Origin of the sequence: Noviherbaspirillum malthae, from assembly GCF_015352985.1 — a bacterium.
GTDB lineage: Bacteria > Pseudomonadota > Gammaproteobacteria > Burkholderiales > Burkholderiaceae_D > Noviherbaspirillum > Noviherbaspirillum malthae.
In genome coordinates this window covers 1-14,895 of the sequence record NZ_JACYXF010000104.1, presented here as the reverse complement: position 1 = coordinate 14,895, position 14,895 = coordinate 1, and the positions used below count along the sequence as shown (strand labels likewise).

General features: G+C 59.7%; 13 protein-coding genes. 3 read left to right on the top strand and 10 right to left on the bottom strand.

Annotation, left to right across the window (positions count from 1 at the left end):
- Nucleotides 1-361: 361 nt before the first annotated feature.
- From IGW03_RS35355 to cyoA, 7 genes are read right to left on the bottom strand one after another with little or no spacing between them, the layout of a single operon-like run.
- Nucleotides 362-898 (bottom strand): response regulator transcription factor, encoded by a 537-nt coding sequence (locus IGW03_RS35355; RefSeq protein ID WP_194727083.1) that lies wholly within the window; start codon nt 896-898, stop codon nt 362-364.
- On the bottom strand, nt 888-2,231 hold the full coding sequence (locus IGW03_RS35350; protein WP_194727082.1) for an ATP-binding protein: 1,344 nt from the start codon (nt 2,229-2,231) through the stop codon (nt 888-890). Before IGW03_RS35350 ends, IGW03_RS35355 begins: the two co-directional genes overlap by 11 nt.
- A gap of 21 nt (nt 2,232-2,252) precedes the next feature.
- On the bottom strand, nt 2,253-3,092 hold the full coding sequence (locus tag IGW03_RS35345) for an SURF1 family protein (protein ID WP_194727081.1): 840 nt from the start codon (nt 3,090-3,092) through the stop codon (nt 2,253-2,255).
- Complete coding sequence (gene cyoD, locus IGW03_RS35340) at nt 3,089-3,508, bottom strand: cytochrome o ubiquinol oxidase subunit IV (protein WP_194727080.1); 420 nt, start codon at nt 3,506-3,508, stop codon at nt 3,089-3,091. Before cyoD ends, IGW03_RS35345 begins: the two co-directional genes overlap by 4 nt.
- The gene (gene cyoC, locus IGW03_RS35335) at nt 3,505-4,140 is read right to left on the bottom strand and encodes a cytochrome o ubiquinol oxidase subunit III (protein ID WP_194727079.1); all 636 of its coding nucleotides are present in this window, start codon (nt 4,138-4,140) and stop codon (nt 3,505-3,507) included. The genes cyoD and cyoC overlap by 4 nt, the downstream gene beginning before the upstream one ends.
- Complete coding sequence (gene cyoB, locus IGW03_RS35330) at nt 4,133-6,136, bottom strand: cytochrome o ubiquinol oxidase subunit I (RefSeq protein WP_194727084.1); 2,004 nt, start codon at nt 6,134-6,136, stop codon at nt 4,133-4,135. The genes cyoC and cyoB overlap by 8 nt, the downstream gene beginning before the upstream one ends.
- Before the next feature lie 5 nt (nt 6,137-6,141).
- Complete coding sequence (cyoA, locus tag IGW03_RS35325) at nt 6,142-7,164, bottom strand: ubiquinol oxidase subunit II (RefSeq protein ID WP_194727078.1); 1,023 nt, start codon at nt 7,162-7,164, stop codon at nt 6,142-6,144.
- Nucleotides 7,165-7,330: 166 nt separating this feature from the next.
- Here cyoA and IGW03_RS35320 point away from each other — a divergent pair, with 166 nt between their 5' ends.
- Nucleotides 7,331-8,686, top strand: coding sequence for an MFS transporter (locus IGW03_RS35320; protein WP_194727077.1), 1,356 nt, complete (start codon nt 7,331-7,333; stop codon nt 8,684-8,686).
- A gap of 125 nt (nt 8,687-8,811) precedes the next feature.
- On the opposite strand, the gene IGW03_RS35315 is transcribed toward IGW03_RS35320, so the two are convergent.
- Nucleotides 8,812-9,975: an MFS transporter gene (locus IGW03_RS35315; protein ID WP_194727076.1), complete on the bottom strand. Its 1,164-nt coding sequence runs from the start codon at nt 9,973-9,975 to the stop codon at nt 8,812-8,814.
- 487 nt (nt 9,976-10,462) lie between these two features.
- Here IGW03_RS35315 and IGW03_RS35310 point away from each other — a divergent pair, with 487 nt between their 5' ends.
- Nucleotides 10,463-11,530, top strand: a complete 1,068-nt coding sequence (locus tag IGW03_RS35310; protein ID WP_194727075.1) for a LacI family DNA-binding transcriptional regulator — start codon at nt 10,463-10,465, stop codon at nt 11,528-11,530.
- Between the two features lie 250 nt (nt 11,531-11,780).
- Here the strand turns inward: IGW03_RS35310 and IGW03_RS35305 are convergent, their stop codons facing one another.
- Nucleotides 11,781-12,536, bottom strand: a complete 756-nt coding sequence (locus tag IGW03_RS35305) for an SDR family oxidoreductase (RefSeq protein ID WP_194727074.1) — start codon at nt 12,534-12,536, stop codon at nt 11,781-11,783.
- Nucleotides 12,537-12,747: 211 nt separating this feature from the next.
- On the opposite strand from IGW03_RS35305, the gene garD reads away from it, so the two are divergent.
- A complete protein-coding gene (garD, locus tag IGW03_RS35300) occupies nt 12,748-14,310 on the top strand; it encodes a galactarate dehydratase (RefSeq protein ID WP_438943696.1) in 1,563 nt (520 codons plus the stop codon).
- A 223-nt stretch (nt 14,311-14,533) separates the two neighbouring features.
- On the opposite strand, the gene IGW03_RS35295 is transcribed toward garD, so the two are convergent.
- On the bottom strand, nt 14,534-14,895 hold a 362-nt coding region (locus IGW03_RS35295), incomplete at its 5' end, for a porin (RefSeq protein WP_194727072.1).

Here is a 14,895-nt window from a genome sequence, read left to right as displayed (position 1 = left end):
TGCGCGGACGGAATTGCGCGGCCGTGTCCGAAGAGAAGCAGCACTGGCAGGTGGTCCTCAGTAACCAATAGCGCATAACGAATAACGGATACTGCACACCGCACCTCGGCTATGCCGATGGTCTCGGAGTCTGGAAAGATATCGCTTCGGCAGAGAAGACTCGCCTTCAACGCACGTTATTCCGTCTTCATTCCAATTATTACTTCAAGTGCCTATCCCGGCGCGTGACCCTTCATTCGAACGCGTTCGCCTACCGCGTAATGCGAGAATCAATTCTCATATGCAGACAAAAAAGCCTGCATAAAGCAGGCTTTTATCCTCATTACTTCATCCGCGACACTTCGGCGCACTGATCGACCACTTACTTTACCCGCTGCTTTTCCAGTTTTCTTGCCAGCGTGCGCCGATGCATGCCCAGCCGGCGTGCTGCTTCGGAGATGTTGAAGTCGGTTTCTGCCAGCACTTCGTGAATGCGTTCCCATTCCAAGGTCTTGATCGACGTAGAACGGTTTGTCAGTTCAACCTCTGCCGCGCCGGCTATGTGCCCGAACGCTGCTTCGATATCGTCGGTGTTCGATGGCTTCGCCAGATATTGGCAAGCGCCCAGCTTGATGGCTTCGACCGCAGTGTTGATGCTTGCAAATCCCGTCAGCACGACAATCAGCATGTTCGGATTGTGCTGGTGAAGCAGTTGCACGCACGCCAAGCCCGAGGAATTGGCTTCCAGCTTGAGGTCGACGACGGCATGCGTCGGGGAATGCTGCTGCAGTATCGCTTCCACTTCGTCGCGATGCGAGGCATGCACAACCTGGTACTGGCGGCGCTCGAAGGAACGCCCGAGCGTACGTGCAAAGGCTGCGTCATCTTCAACAATCAACAGCAGGCGATCAGATGACATGTGCTTTGCCCTCTTCGTAAATGATCGAGGCGAGCGGCAGCGTCAATGAAACAACGGCGCCGCCTTCAGGAAGATTCTGGGCGCTTACGGTGCCGCCCAGCGTGCGAGCAACGTTAACTACAAGGAACAGACCCATGCCTCCGCCCGGGTGCCCCTTGCTTGACTGATATGGCTTGCCCAGATGGGCCAGCATCGCCGGAGGAAAACCGGCTCCGGCATCTCTGATTGTCAGCTGCAGGGTCTTGCCGTCATGCGCTGCTTCGAAGCTGACCCAGTGCGGAGATGCATCGGCCGCATTGTCGAGCACATTGAAGATCATCTGCTTGAGCGTCGAATCGAAAACAACAGGCAAGTCCCGTTCGATACGGTTCTTGTAAACAAAGGAGACGACAGGACGGCTTGACTGCCATTCTTTCGCCACGTCGTTCAGGAAGGTATTGATCGTTGTTTTTGCAGAAGACTCTCCGCGGGCTTCCCCTGCCGATAGCAGAATTCCGCTGACTATCTTCTTGCAGCGCTGAAGCTGCGCCTGCATTTCACCGATCTCTTCCAGCAGGTCTGCGTTACGTGCGAACTGAGGCATGTGCTTCCAGTCACCCAAAATAACCGACATTGTGGCGAGCGGCGTACCAAGTTCATGGGCCGCGCCCGAAGCCAGCAATCCCATCCGAACGATATGCTCCTCTTCAACAGCACGCTGCCGAAGACTGGCAAGCTGCGCATCGGCTTCGCGCACGTTCTGATTGATCCTGGTGATGAAAAACACGAGCAATACCGCGTTGAGGGTAAAGCAGAGCAGCATGCCCTGGACGTAGAGACTGAAGAAGCCTTCGTGTCCGGCCGGCAGATCCAGCGGCTTGGACAGTACGGCCAGCCCCGCGAGGCAGTTACAGGTGATGATGACGAAGATCCATGTCGTCCAGGTTTCAAGAAGAACGGCGCAAAGAATGACCTGCAGAAGATAGAGAAACGCAAACGGATTGCTTGCACCGCCACTGAAGTAAAGCTGGGCGGTCAAACTCGCCACGTCGACCAGAAGCGCAAAGAACAGCTCGCTGTTGGTGACAACCCGCTGTTCATGCCAGCGAAGATGGCTGCCGATGTTGAATGCAATAAGGCAAGCCAGAACGGCCACCATCTGCGGAAGCGGCAGGTGAATTCCATATCCGAGAGACACCACCGAAATGGTGGTCACTTGCCCGACGACGGCCAGCCAGCGCAGGTGGATGAGCTGCAGCATGTTGGTATGGCCGGCTGCATTCTCGACGGTGGCGGAAACCCACCGTTCCTTGAACCCTTCTTGCGTTGTTAAGTTGTCAGGCTTGGTTTCCATTCCGATTGTCCAGTTGACAGGCTAGCCTGTGCCGCCGCGACGCGGCTTGCGCTCCTCTCGCACGACCCACACGAAGCCGCCGGCTATCATCAAGGCAAGAGCATACCAAGTAAGCGCGTAGACCAAATGATTGTTGTGAAAGGAAATGACCGTCAAGCCGCCGACGGGGCGGAGAGCGGACTCGGCTGAGGGAGGGGAGGTATCCGCCTTGCCGGCGTCGATGAAGTAAGGCGCGACCTTGGATAAACCATGCGCGGCAGCAATGGCTTGTATGTCGCGCGAGTACCATTTGCCGGTAGGTGGAGAATTCTTTCGCAGGAATCCGCCACCGGGCTCGGAAATGCGCAGCAGGCCCGTCACGGTGATTTGTTCGCAGGAAACTGCATCGTGGTTGCGACAGTCACCGTTGTTTGCAGCGTCGTGCTGAATGATCTTGTCGGCGAGCCCCTCGGCAGCAAAGCCGCGATTGATGAAGACAATGTCGCCTTTGGCATCGCGTAGCGGAGTCAGCAGCCAGTAGCCGCTGCCCAGCTCGGTGAGAGCTTGAACCTTGGTGGTGAATTGATGAAGGAAGGTGCCGCGGATCCGGACATGCCGGTATTCGTCGTTTTCCGCCGTGACTTGCGGCCAGCGCTCAGGGCCTGGAGCGTCGGCAGGGGAGGCATGCACCCGCTGCTCGACGCGCTCGATGAGTGCCTGCTTCCACTGCAGGCGGTAAAGCTGCCAGGTGCCGAGGCCCAGCAAGGCGACGAACGCCAGTAGTGCGCAGATCGCCAGTGCCAGGTTGAGGCCAAACGAACGCGAGCGCCTCCCGGTCTTTTTCAAGACGGGATCTTGCTCGCGTTCGGAACCGGGGTTCATGGCATCTTGTGCGTCGAGTGCGTGCCGTCATGCATCATGCCCGGCATCATGTTGTGGTTCAGGTGATACATGACCCATAACGAGCCGGCAAGTGTAATCACCACGATAACGATGGTGAAGATCAATGCCAGCATCGACCAGCCTCCCTCCGCCTTGGTATTCATGTGCAGGAAATAAATCATGTGCACGACGATCTGGACGGCGGCGAAACCGAGAATGACCATGGCGGTCGTGCTCGAACTTTCGAAGACATTGCCCATGACCATCCAGAACGGAATGGCGGTGAGAATGACCGACAGGATGAAGCCGATGGTATAGCTTTTCAGGCTGCCGTGGTTCGCGTGGTCGTCATGCTCATGGTGATCATGATGGCCGTGATCGTCGGCATGCGCGGTTGTCATGTGATGCTCGCTCATGGCAAGACTCCCATCAGATAAACAAAGGTAAAGACACCGATCCAGATAACGTCGAGGAAGTGCCAGAACATCGACAGGCACATCAGGCGGCGGTTGTTCTCCGGAATCAGGCCATGGCGATTCAGCTGGAACATCAGCGTAATGAGCCAGACGATACCGAAGGCAACGTGCAGGCCGTGCGTTCCCACGAGCGCGAAGAACGAGGTCAGGAACGCGCTGCGCTGCGGACCGGCGCCTTCATGGATCAGGTGGCTGAACTCGTAGAGTTCCAGCGCCAGAAAGCCGGCGCCGAGCAGGCCGGTGATGGCCAGCCATGCCATGGTCGGACGAAGACGCTTGCGCACCGATTCCAGCATCGCAAAGCCGTAGGTGATGGAAGACAGCAGCAGCAGTGCTGTATTCATGGCCACCAGCGGCAGGTCGAACAATTCGGCGCCCGAAGGACCGCCCGCATAATTGCGTCCCAGCACCGCATAGGCGGCGAACAGGCAGGCAAAGATGAGGCAGTCGCTCATCAGGTAGATCCAGAAACCCAGCAGCGTGCCGTTTTGCGGGTGATGCTCGCGCACGTAGTAGCGTGCGCTCGGATCCGTGTTCAGTGCATCGACGGAATTTGCAGTGATATCAGACATGGCTTTCCAACAAGCGGGTGCGAGCAGCCTCGGTGCGGACGACTTCCGCCGCCGGGATGTAGTAATCGCGTTTGTAGTTAAAGGTGTGAATGATGATAGTGGCCAGCAGTGCAACGAAGCCGACGCCGGCCAGCAGCCACATGTGCCAGATCAGGGCGAAACCGATGACGCCGCTCAGTGCCGCGATGATGAAGCCGGCAGCCGTGTTCTTCGGCATGTGGATCGCCGTGAAGCCTTGCAGCGGACGCTCGTAGCGCTCTTTCTTCATGTCGGCCCAAGTGTCGTTGTCATAGACCTGCGGCGTGAACGCAAAGTTGTAATCAGGCGGCGGCGACGACGTTGCCCATTCCAGGGTACGGCCGTCCCACGGGTCGCCCGTCACGTCGCGCAGCGCATGGCGGCGGCGGAAGCTGACATAGAACTGCATCAGCATGGCGGCAATGCCGAAGGCGATCAGTACTGCGCCCAGCGCGGCGATCTGGAACCAGATCTGCAGCGACGGATCCGCGAAGTGGCTCATGCGGCGGGTGACGCCCATCAGGCCGAGCACGTACAGCGGCATGAAGGCGAGGTAGAAGCCGATCACCCAGTTCCAGAACGATACCTTGCCCCAGAACGTGTCGAGCTTGTAGCCGAATGCTTTCGGGAACCAGTAGTTGATGCCGGCAAACAGGCCGAACAGCACGCCGCCGATGATCACGTTATGGAAGTGCGCGATCAGGAACAGGCTGTTGTGCAGTACGAAGTCGGCAGGCGGTACTGCGAGCAGCACGCCGGTCATGCCGCCGATCACGAAGGTGATCATGAAGGCAACCGTCCACATCATCGGCAGTTCGAAGCGGATGCGGCCGCGGTACATGGTGAACAGCCAGTTGAAGATCTTCGCGCCGGTCGGGATTGAGATGATCATCGTCGTGATGCCGAAGAACGAATTGACGCTCGCCCCCGAACCCATGGTGAAGAAGTGGTGCAGCCACACCAGGTACGACAGGATGGTGATCACGACGGTCGCATACACCATCGAGGTATAGCCGAACAGGCGCTTGCTGGAGAACGTGGACACCACTTCGGAGAACACGCCGAACAGCGGGAGGATCAGGATGTACACCTCCGGATGACCCCAGATCCAGATCAGGTTGACGTACAACATCGAGTTGCCGCCGAGATCATTGGTGAAGAAGTTGGTGCCGATCATGCGGTCCAGGGACAGCATGGCGAGTACGGCCGTCAGCACCGGGAAGGAGGCGACGATCAGCACGTTGGTGCAGAGCGAGGTCCAGGTGAACACCGGCATCTTCATCATGGTCATGCCGGGAGCGCGCATCTTGATGATGGTGACGATCAGGTTGACGCCCGACAGCAGCGTGCCGACCCCCGCTATCTGCAAGGCCCAGATGTAGTAATCCACGCCGACGCTCGGACTCGCCAGGATGCCGGACAGCGGCGGATAGGCCAGCCAGCCGGTCGTGGCGAATTCACCGATGAACAGCGACACCATGATCAGCGCCGCACCGACGGTGGTCATCCAGAAGCTGAAGTTGTTCAGGAAGGGGAAGGCCACGTCGCGCGCGCCGATCTGCAGCGGCACGACATAGTTCATCAGGCCCGTCACCAGCGGCATCGCGACGAAGAAGATCATGATCACGCCGTGGGCGGTGAAAATCTGGTCGTAGTGATGCGGCGGCAGGAAACCGGCATTGTCGCCGAAGGCGATCGCTTGCTGGGCGCGCATCATCAGCGCGTCGGCGAAGCCGCGCAGCAGCATCACCAGGCCCAGGATCATGTACATGATGCCGATCTTCTTGTGGTCGATGCTGGTGATCCAGTCGCGCCACAAGGGGCCCCACCAGCCCATCTTGGTGACGGCGCCGAGAACGGCGACACCGCCGATCGCCACCATGAGGAAAGTGACAATCAGAATGGGTTCGTGCAGAGGAATCGATTCCCAGCCTAGGCGGCCAAAGATCAGCTTCGTCAGGTCAAGTTGGTCTTGCATCATTGTTACTCTTTATGATGTGCATGCGAGCCGGATGCGCCGCCGCCGTGGGCGTCGGTATGGGCAACAGGCTGTGCGGTAGTTTCTTCGTTGAATTCCTTGCGCTTGCCGGCCGTCCGGATGCGCTCGGCGTCGGCAGCCATCTGGTCCTTCATGCAGACCGTGTTGGGCGCGACGCAGCGATTGACGATGGCATCGTACAGGTCGGCATCGACTGCGCCGTAGCGGCGGACCGGATCGCGCTCGCTGGGCTTTTCCAGTTCGAGGTATTCGGTGCGCTTGAGAGCGCCGCCGCCGGCCTTGGTCTTCTGCACCCAGCTGTCGAAATCGGTATTGCTGACGCCGTGATACTTGAAGCGCATGTGCGAGAAGCCGGCACCGCTGTAGTTGGCGGAGAAGCCTTCGTATTCGCCCGGCTTGTTGATCACCGCATGCAGCGTGGTGGCCATGCCCGGCATTGCATAGATCTGGCCTGCCAGTGCCGGGATGTAAAACGAGTTCATCACGGTGGACGAAGTGATCTTGAAGCGGATCGGCACGTCGACCGGCGTCACCAGTTCATTGACGGTAGCGATGCCCTGTTCCGGATAGATGAACAGCCATTTCCAGTCGAGCGCGACAACCTGCACGTCGAGGTGCTTCATGCCGGCAGGAACCGGACGCTCCGCATCGATACGCTGCAGCGGGCGGTACGGGTCAAGCAGGTGAGTGCTGATCCAGGTCAGCAGGCCGAGCGCGATGATGATGAGCAGGGGAGCGCCCCAGATCACCAGTTCGAGCTTGGTGGAATGGTCCCAATCCGGTTCGTATTTCGCAGAGGTGTTGCTCTTGCGATAACGCCATGCAAAGAGAATGGTGAGCACGATCACCGGAACGATGATCAGCAACATCAGCATGGTGGAAATGAAGATCAGTCTGCCCTGCTGTGCGGCAATGTCACCCGAAGGATTCATCACCACGGTGTCGCAGCCGGCGAGCAACACCATAGGCAGAAGAAGCAGTAGTCGGCGTGCAGTTATCAGATGCATCTAGGAAAGTCAATAACAAGGATCAAAGGTGTGCTACTCTACTTTGGCAGGGCGGAATTTACGATTGGACATTTTGTCCTACTGTTGTTTCCGTATCTGAATATGCATCCCGCGAAGACGGAATCAAGCAGTAATTCAGCTAGTAAAGAGAAGAGAGACGATATCTATGGCAACTACGACTTCTTATGCCTTCCCTACCAACGGCGCTCTTCCGAGCTCAAGCAGCAGCAACAGCAACAGCGCACGGCACATCAACGCAAGAGACGGTCATATCGCTCCGGGCGAGATAGCCATCGGCGTGGTGATCGGCCGCGCCTCCGAATATTTCGACTTCTTTGTCTACGCGATGGCATCCGTGCTGGTGTTTCCATCCGTATTCTTCCCGTTCAAGGATGCGCTGCAGGGAACGCTGTACTCCTTTGTCATCTTTGCATTCGCCTTCCTGGCGCGTCCCTTCGGCACGATTGCCTTCATGGCGATCCAGAAACGTTTCAGCCGGGAACTCAAGCTGATGCTGGCCCTGCTGCTGTTGGGCGCATCGACGGCAGGCATCGCCTTCCTTCCGACCTACGAGAGCCTCGGCGTAGCTTCGATCATTCTATTGTCGCTGCTGCGCATCGGCCAGGGCGTCGCTCTGGGCGGATCCTGGGACGGGCTGCCTTCGCTGCTGGCCCTGAGCGCGCCGCAGCATCGCCGGGGCTGGTATGCGATGCTCGGCCAGCTGGGAGCGCCGGTCGGGTTCATCGTCGCAGGCGGCCTCTTCTCCTATCTGACGTATGCGCTGTCGGCCGAGGACTTCCTGTCTTGGGGCTGGCGTTATCCTTTCTTCGTTGCGTTCGCGATCAACGTCGTTGCATTGTTTGCACGCCTGCGTCTGGTGTCGACAGCGGAATATTCGCGGCTCCTGGACGAACGCGAGCTCGAGCCGACCAATGTGGTGGAGATGACCCGCACGCAGGGCCGCAATCTCCTGATCGGCGCATTGGCTGCGCTGGCCAGCTATGCGCTGTTCCACCTGGTCACCGTATTCCCGCTGTCCTGGATCAGCTTGTATTCCCTGCGGTCCATCAGCGAATTCCTGGTGATGCAGATGATCGGTGCAGCCCTGGCGGCAGTCGGCGTGGTGATTTCCGGCCTGGTAGCGGATCGCGTCGGCCGGCGTACCACGCTCGGCACGCTGGCCTGCCTGATTGCGGTGTTCAGCGGTTTCGTTCCCATGCTGATGAACGGCGGCGAGCTCGGCCAGAACATCTTCCTGATCCTGGGCTTCATTCTGCTGGGCCTGTCCTACGGTCAGGCTGCGGGCGCCGTCACTGCGAACTTCCCTGCGAAGTATCGCTATACCGGCGCGGCGCTGACATCGGATCTCGCATGGCTGGTCGGTGCCGGTTTTGCCCCGCTGGTGGCGCTGGGATTGTCGGCGCATTTCGGCTTGGCCTACGTCAGCATCTATCTCCTGTCCGGCGCGGTATGCTCGCTTGCCGCGCTCAGCCTGAACCGGGCGCTGGAAATCCGCGATTAAGCGGCTGACAGGCCTTGCCATTGGGCCTTACCCCGCATTCCGCTGCCGAGGCGGCGGAATGCGGAAACCTTACTTGTCGTTCATCCTCTAGTTTTAGTTCCTGATATCGGCCGCGCTTGCGCCGGTTAGTTCACGCAAAGCGCCTGTCGGGGCTGCCTGCTGCCCAGCAGGATGAAGGTAAGCACCAGGGACAAGAGCATGACGCCCGCGCCTGCGTAGCCCAGGTTGGCAATGCCGAAATGGTCAATCACCGACCCTCCCAACATCGCTCCCAGGCCGATGCCCAGATTGGCGCCCGAAATATTGAGCGAGGCGGCGAATGCTGCAGCCTGCGGAGCTGCCTTCATCACCCGCACATGGCTGACCATGAACAGCGCCGCCTGCGACAAGCCCCATACGCCCAGCACCGCGGCCAGTGCCGCATGGGTGCGGATGCTCAATCCAAGCGCCAGCATGGCGGCGGCGATCAATCCGCAGAAAATGAGGGAAGCCTGCAGCGGCGACTTGTCCACGATGCGGCTGCCGAGGTGATTCCCGAGCAGTCCGACGACGCCGAAGGCCATGAGAGTCCATCCGACCAGTTGGCCGTTGAAGCCGGCAAGCCTTCCCAATATGTCCGCCAGATAGGTATAGGCGGTGAACATGCCGGTGAATACCAGGACCGACAGCAGCACGTGGCCGAGCATCACCGGGTCGCGCAAGATCGTCAGCTGGCTCTTGAATGAGGTGCCGTCGGTTCCGGCTGCCATTTGCGGGAAATAGAAATACAGCATCAGCGCCTTGACGAAGGCCACCGCTGATACCGTGCCGAACGCGATGCGCCAGCCATAGGTGTCGGCGATCAGCGTGCCGATGGGTATCCCGAATACCGTGGCGCAGATGACGCCGAAGGTGATGACCGAAATCGCCTTGCCCGCTTTTTCCGGGCCGACGATATCGACAGCGGTCGCGCTCGCGAGCGACCAGTAGACGGGCAGGGCCAGTGCCGGGATAAACCTTGCAACAGCCATGACACCGACATTCGGCGCGAACGCGGCGAGCAGGTTGGCCAGGCCGAGCAGGACGAGCGTGCCGACGAAGATGGTCTTGCGGCGGGTCCTGTTCATTGCCATGGTCAGCAATGGGCCGGCCGCGGCGACGGTGAAGGCGAACAGCGTGACCAGCAGTCCTGCCTGAGACACGGTGATGCCCAGATCCCGCGCCAGGCCCGGCAGCAGGCCGACGATCAGGAACTCCGTCGTGAGGACGGTGAATCCGGCGCCGGACAAAAGAAAAATCGGAAAGAACATCAGATGCTCCAATGTATGAATGTTGAGTGTCAAAAGCCGATGCGGTGTCGCGCGCGGATGTCGCGCGACACCGCGATGCCTGGCCGATGAATATTGGCTGAAACGTCGGACGACGCCGGAAAGCGGTTGCTGCAAACACGTGAAGCTGCGTTGGAAGCGACAGGGACACAGGGAGCCAAGCGCGGTACATGACCGCATCTGTTTTGGGGCGCTTCAGGAAGGGCAGATCATATGGAACAACGGGGTTTCAATAAACGCATGCCTGCCGATTTCACCGTTCATGGAATTGAACAGTAGTCGGGCGGATTGACCTCGCAGGCGGTGCCGGGACGAGAGCACGGAGAAGCCGGACGCGAATATGGATGTTTGCGGAAGCCGACGGGTAGGGCAATATGGCGACTTGGTCGCTTCACATTTCAGACTAAACTGATCGAAGCAAGCAATTTATGATAGCGCTACCATTAACTGCTTGGGTATAATCGCCTCCATGACAAGCATACCTCCTTCTGCCGAAAAAGCGGAGCGCCGCGAGCGTCGTGGACGCCGCGGTGCCGGCGGCATCACCTTGCGCGATGTGGCCAAGCTGGCCGGCGTTGCGCCCATCACCGCTTCGCGTGCGCTCAATACGCCGGACGCCGTTTCGGCGGAGGTGCTGCGCAAGGTGCGAGAAGCGGTGGAGCGCACCGGTTATGTGCCCAACATGCTGGCAGGCGGCCTGGCCTCAAGCAAGAGCCGGCTGGTTGCTGCCGTGGTGCCAACCATCGCCGGACCGGTTTTTCAGGAAACCGTGCAGTCCCTGACCGAAGCTCTCGCCGAGCAGGGTTATCAGCTGATGCTGGGGCAGAGCGGCTACCAGAATTCACGCGAGGATGCGCTGCTGGAAACCATCATCGGACGCCGCCCTGACGGCGTCGTGCTCACCGGCATCATGCGTTCCGCGGAAGGCAGGCGCCGGTTGCTGGCCAGCGGCATTCCGGTAGTCGAGACGTGGGATCTGACGCCGACACCCATCGACATGCTGGTCGGCTTTTCCCACGAAAAGATCGGCGCAGCCGTTGCTGAATTCCTCAAGGGCAAGGGGCGCCGGCGTGTCGGCTCCATTCATGGCAACGATGAGCGGGCAGTGCGCCGCCATCGCGCATTTTCCGATACGGCCCGCAAGCTCGGCATCTGCACAGAAGAGCAGGAAGCTGCTCCCCGCGCAGTCGTGACGGCGCCGACGACGCTAGGCAGCGGGCGAACCGCGCTGCGCGAACTGCTGGAACGCCATCCGGATACCGATGCGGTGTTCTGCAGTTCCGACGTCCTGGCGCTGGGCGTGCTCACCGAAGCGCAGGCCAGCGGCATCAAGGTGCCGCAGCAGCTTGCCGTCATCGGCTTCGGCGATTTTACTTATGCGCGCGACCTGCATCCCGCGCTGACCACGGTCAGGATTGACGGCACCGGCATAGGCAGGAAAGCAGCCCAGTTCATCATCGAGCGCGCCAACGGCCGCACTGTCGATGAACCGGTTCACGACATCGGTTTTTCCATCATCGAACGCGACAGCGCCTGAGCATTGGCGGATTCCACAAGCCGGCAGGATGTTTCCCGCCGGTTTCAATCCGCTTTTTTATCCCCAAAGAATCCCAGAAAATTCCGGCCAGATCGTTGGCGGCCAAAATCTGGTGGTGCCGCCATTCGTTTGTATTTGGTAGCGGTACCATTAAAGTCGCGGGAGGGTGCCGGCATGTGCCGGCCACGTCCGCTGACCGGAAATCTTATATCCTCAAGAACTCAAACACATCCTCGAAAGCGGCCTGCCCTCAGCCGCGTCCGACGAACGGCATCTTGGTCGCCATCACGGTCATGAACTGCACGTTCGCCTCCAGCGGCAGGTTTGCCATGTAAAGTACGGCGTCGGCCACATGCTGGGCATCCATCGTGGGTTCGGGCATGACGGTACCGTTCGCCTGCGGCACGCCGTGTTCCATGCGCCCGGTGCGATCGGTCAATGCATTGCCGATGTCGATCTGTCCGCAGGCAATGTCGTATTTCCTGCCGTCGAGCGAGGTGGTCTTGGTCAGACCGGTGACCGCATGCTTGGTCGCGGTGTAGGCAATGGAATTCGGCCGGGGCGCATAGGCGGAAATCGAACCGTTGTTGATGATGCGGCCGCCGCGCGGCGACTGGTCCTTCATCACGCGGAACGCGGCCTGCGTGCACAGGAAGACGCCCGTCAGGTTCACATTCACGACATTCATCCAATCCTCGTACGCGAGGTCTTCCAGCAGTCCGGGCGGAGAGAAGGCGCCTGCATTGTTGAACAGGACATCCACGCGTCCGAACCTTTCCTTCGCTGTGGAGAACAGGGCATTGACCGAAGCCGGATCGGTCACATCGGTAGGCACGGCAAGCGCCTGCGCATCCTCGTTTCCGAGTTCGGCAACGGCAGCTTCCAGCGCATCACGACGGCGGCCTGCAAACAGCACCGCATAGCCGTTGCGCGCAAGAGTCAGCGCAACGCTTTTTCCGATTCCCGAACCTGCACCGGTTACAACCGCGACTTTGGATGTCGACACATTCTTCTCCTTGTTTTAATGATCGTTTTATCAACTTCAGTCCTGCGATGCGTCGATTCGGTCCGACACATGCGCGACAAATGCGAAAAGCGCCGCATAATCTCGTCAGGTAAGTTGTAAGGTACATCAACTACCTGTAAGATGTCACGGAAAATTCAATTTGTATGACTTCATGCCTAGCTTAGCCGGGCCAAAGGATATCGTGATGGACATGAAAACAAGCGAGCAGAATGCCGCCGACACCCCTCGGTATATTCTGATGAACCAGAATGACAACGTCGCCATCGTTGTCAACGATGGCGGACTGCCTGCCGGAACGGTATTCCCCAACGGACTGACGCTGCGGGACCGCGTGCCCCAGGGCCACAAGATTGCCTTGAAGGATTTCAAGGAAGGCGATCCCATCCTGCGTTATGACGTCATCATCGGCTACGCTGTGCGCGACATTCCGCAAGGCAGCTGGATCGACGAATCGCTGGTGCGCATGCCGCCCGCGCGCGAACTGGAAAACCTTCCCATCGCCACTCGCAAGCCGCCGCAGCAGGACCCGCTGGCCGGCTATAGCTTCATGGGTTACCGCAATGCCGACGGCAGCGTCGGCACGCGCAATATCCTGGCTATCAGCACCACGGTGCAGTGCGTCTCGGGCGTGGTGGATTTCGCGGTCGATCGCATCAAGAAGGAGCTGCTGCCGAAGTATCCGAATGTCGATGATGTGATCGGCATCGAACATGCCTATGGCTGCGGCGTGGCGATCGATGCGCCCGGCGCCGAAATCCCGATCCGCACGCTGCGCAACATCGCCACCAATCCCAATTTCGGCGGGCAGCCGGTGGTCGTGAGCCTCGGCTGCGAGAAGCTGCAGCCGGTCAAGCTGTTCCCGGCGGGGAGCATTCCGATCCAAACAGGCGAGTCCAACCTGGTGGTGCTGCAGGATACCGAGCACGTCGGTTTCGAATCGATGATCCAGTCGATCATCAAGGTCGCCGACCGCCAGCTCGCGAAGCTCAACCAGCGCCAGCGGGTTGAATGCCCGGCGTCCGATCTCGTGGTCGGCGTGCAGTGCGGCGGCAGCGATGCTTTCTCCGGCGTGACGGCCAACCCCGCGGTCGGCTTCGCCACCGATCTGCTGGTACGGGCCGGCGCAACAGTCATGTTCTCCGAGGTGACGGAAGTCCGCGACGGCATCGACCAGCTGACTTCCCGCGCGGTAAACGAGGAAGTCGCCAACGCGATGATTCGCGAGATGGAGTGGTACGACAACTACCTGACGAAGGGCGGTGTCGACCGCAGCGCCAATACCTCTCCGGGCAACAAGAAGGGCGGCCTGTCGAACATCGTCGAAAAAGCCATGGGCTCCATCGTCAAGTCGGGCTCCAGCCCGATTTCCGGCGTGATTTCTCCGGGCGAGAAGGCCAGGCAGAAGGGCCTGATTTATGCCGCGACACCGGCCAGCGATTTCATCTGCGGCACCCTGCAGGTGGCTGCCGGCATCAACATGCATGTGTTCACCACCGGACGCGGCACGCCTTACGGCCTGGCTTCCGTTCCCGTGATCAAGATCGCCACGCGCGACGATCTCGCGCGCCGCTGGCATGACCTGATGGACGTCAACGCAGGCCGCATCGCCACCGGCGAGGCGACGATCGAGGACGTGGGCTGGGAACTGTTCCACCTGATGCTGGAAGTGGCCAGCGGCCGCAAGCAGACCTGGGCGGAGCACTGGAAGCTGCACAACTCGCTGGCGCTGTTCAACCCGGCACCCGTGACCTGATTCGAGCTGCTTCGGGTTTCGATCATCCAAGGCCCGAAGGACGGAATGACCCGTCCTTCGGGCCTTTTGCATTGGTGCTGCCGCAAACCCGATGTTTCCCGCTGCGCTGAAGTGTTCGATTGCGTGCAATAGGCGGATGCTGCATGAATGCACGAGACGGCGTCAAAAAACAAAAAGGACGTCCGAAGACGTCCTTTTCGCATTCGTTAAGCTTGATCCGTTATCAGAATGTATGACGCACGCCGACTTCGAAGGCGCGGCTGCCGGTGCCAACTTCAATGGCGCTGCCAACCGTATAGCCGCGCGAACCGGCGCCGCGGCTCTTCATGTAGCCATACGACGTGTGCAGCGTGGTGCGCTTGGACACCGAGTGGATGTAGCCCAGACCGTAGAAGTTCGCATCGGCCGTGCCGATGTCGTCGCTGCGGTGAACCACGCTGGCCAGGATCTTGCCCGCGCCCACCGGCACCGACACGCCCACCATCGCATCCTTGAAGTCGGCCGTGTCGATGCCGCCGCGGTCGGCTTCGGTCAGACCATAGGCGCCGTGCAGCATGACCGGACCGAAGTTGTAGGTCGCACCCA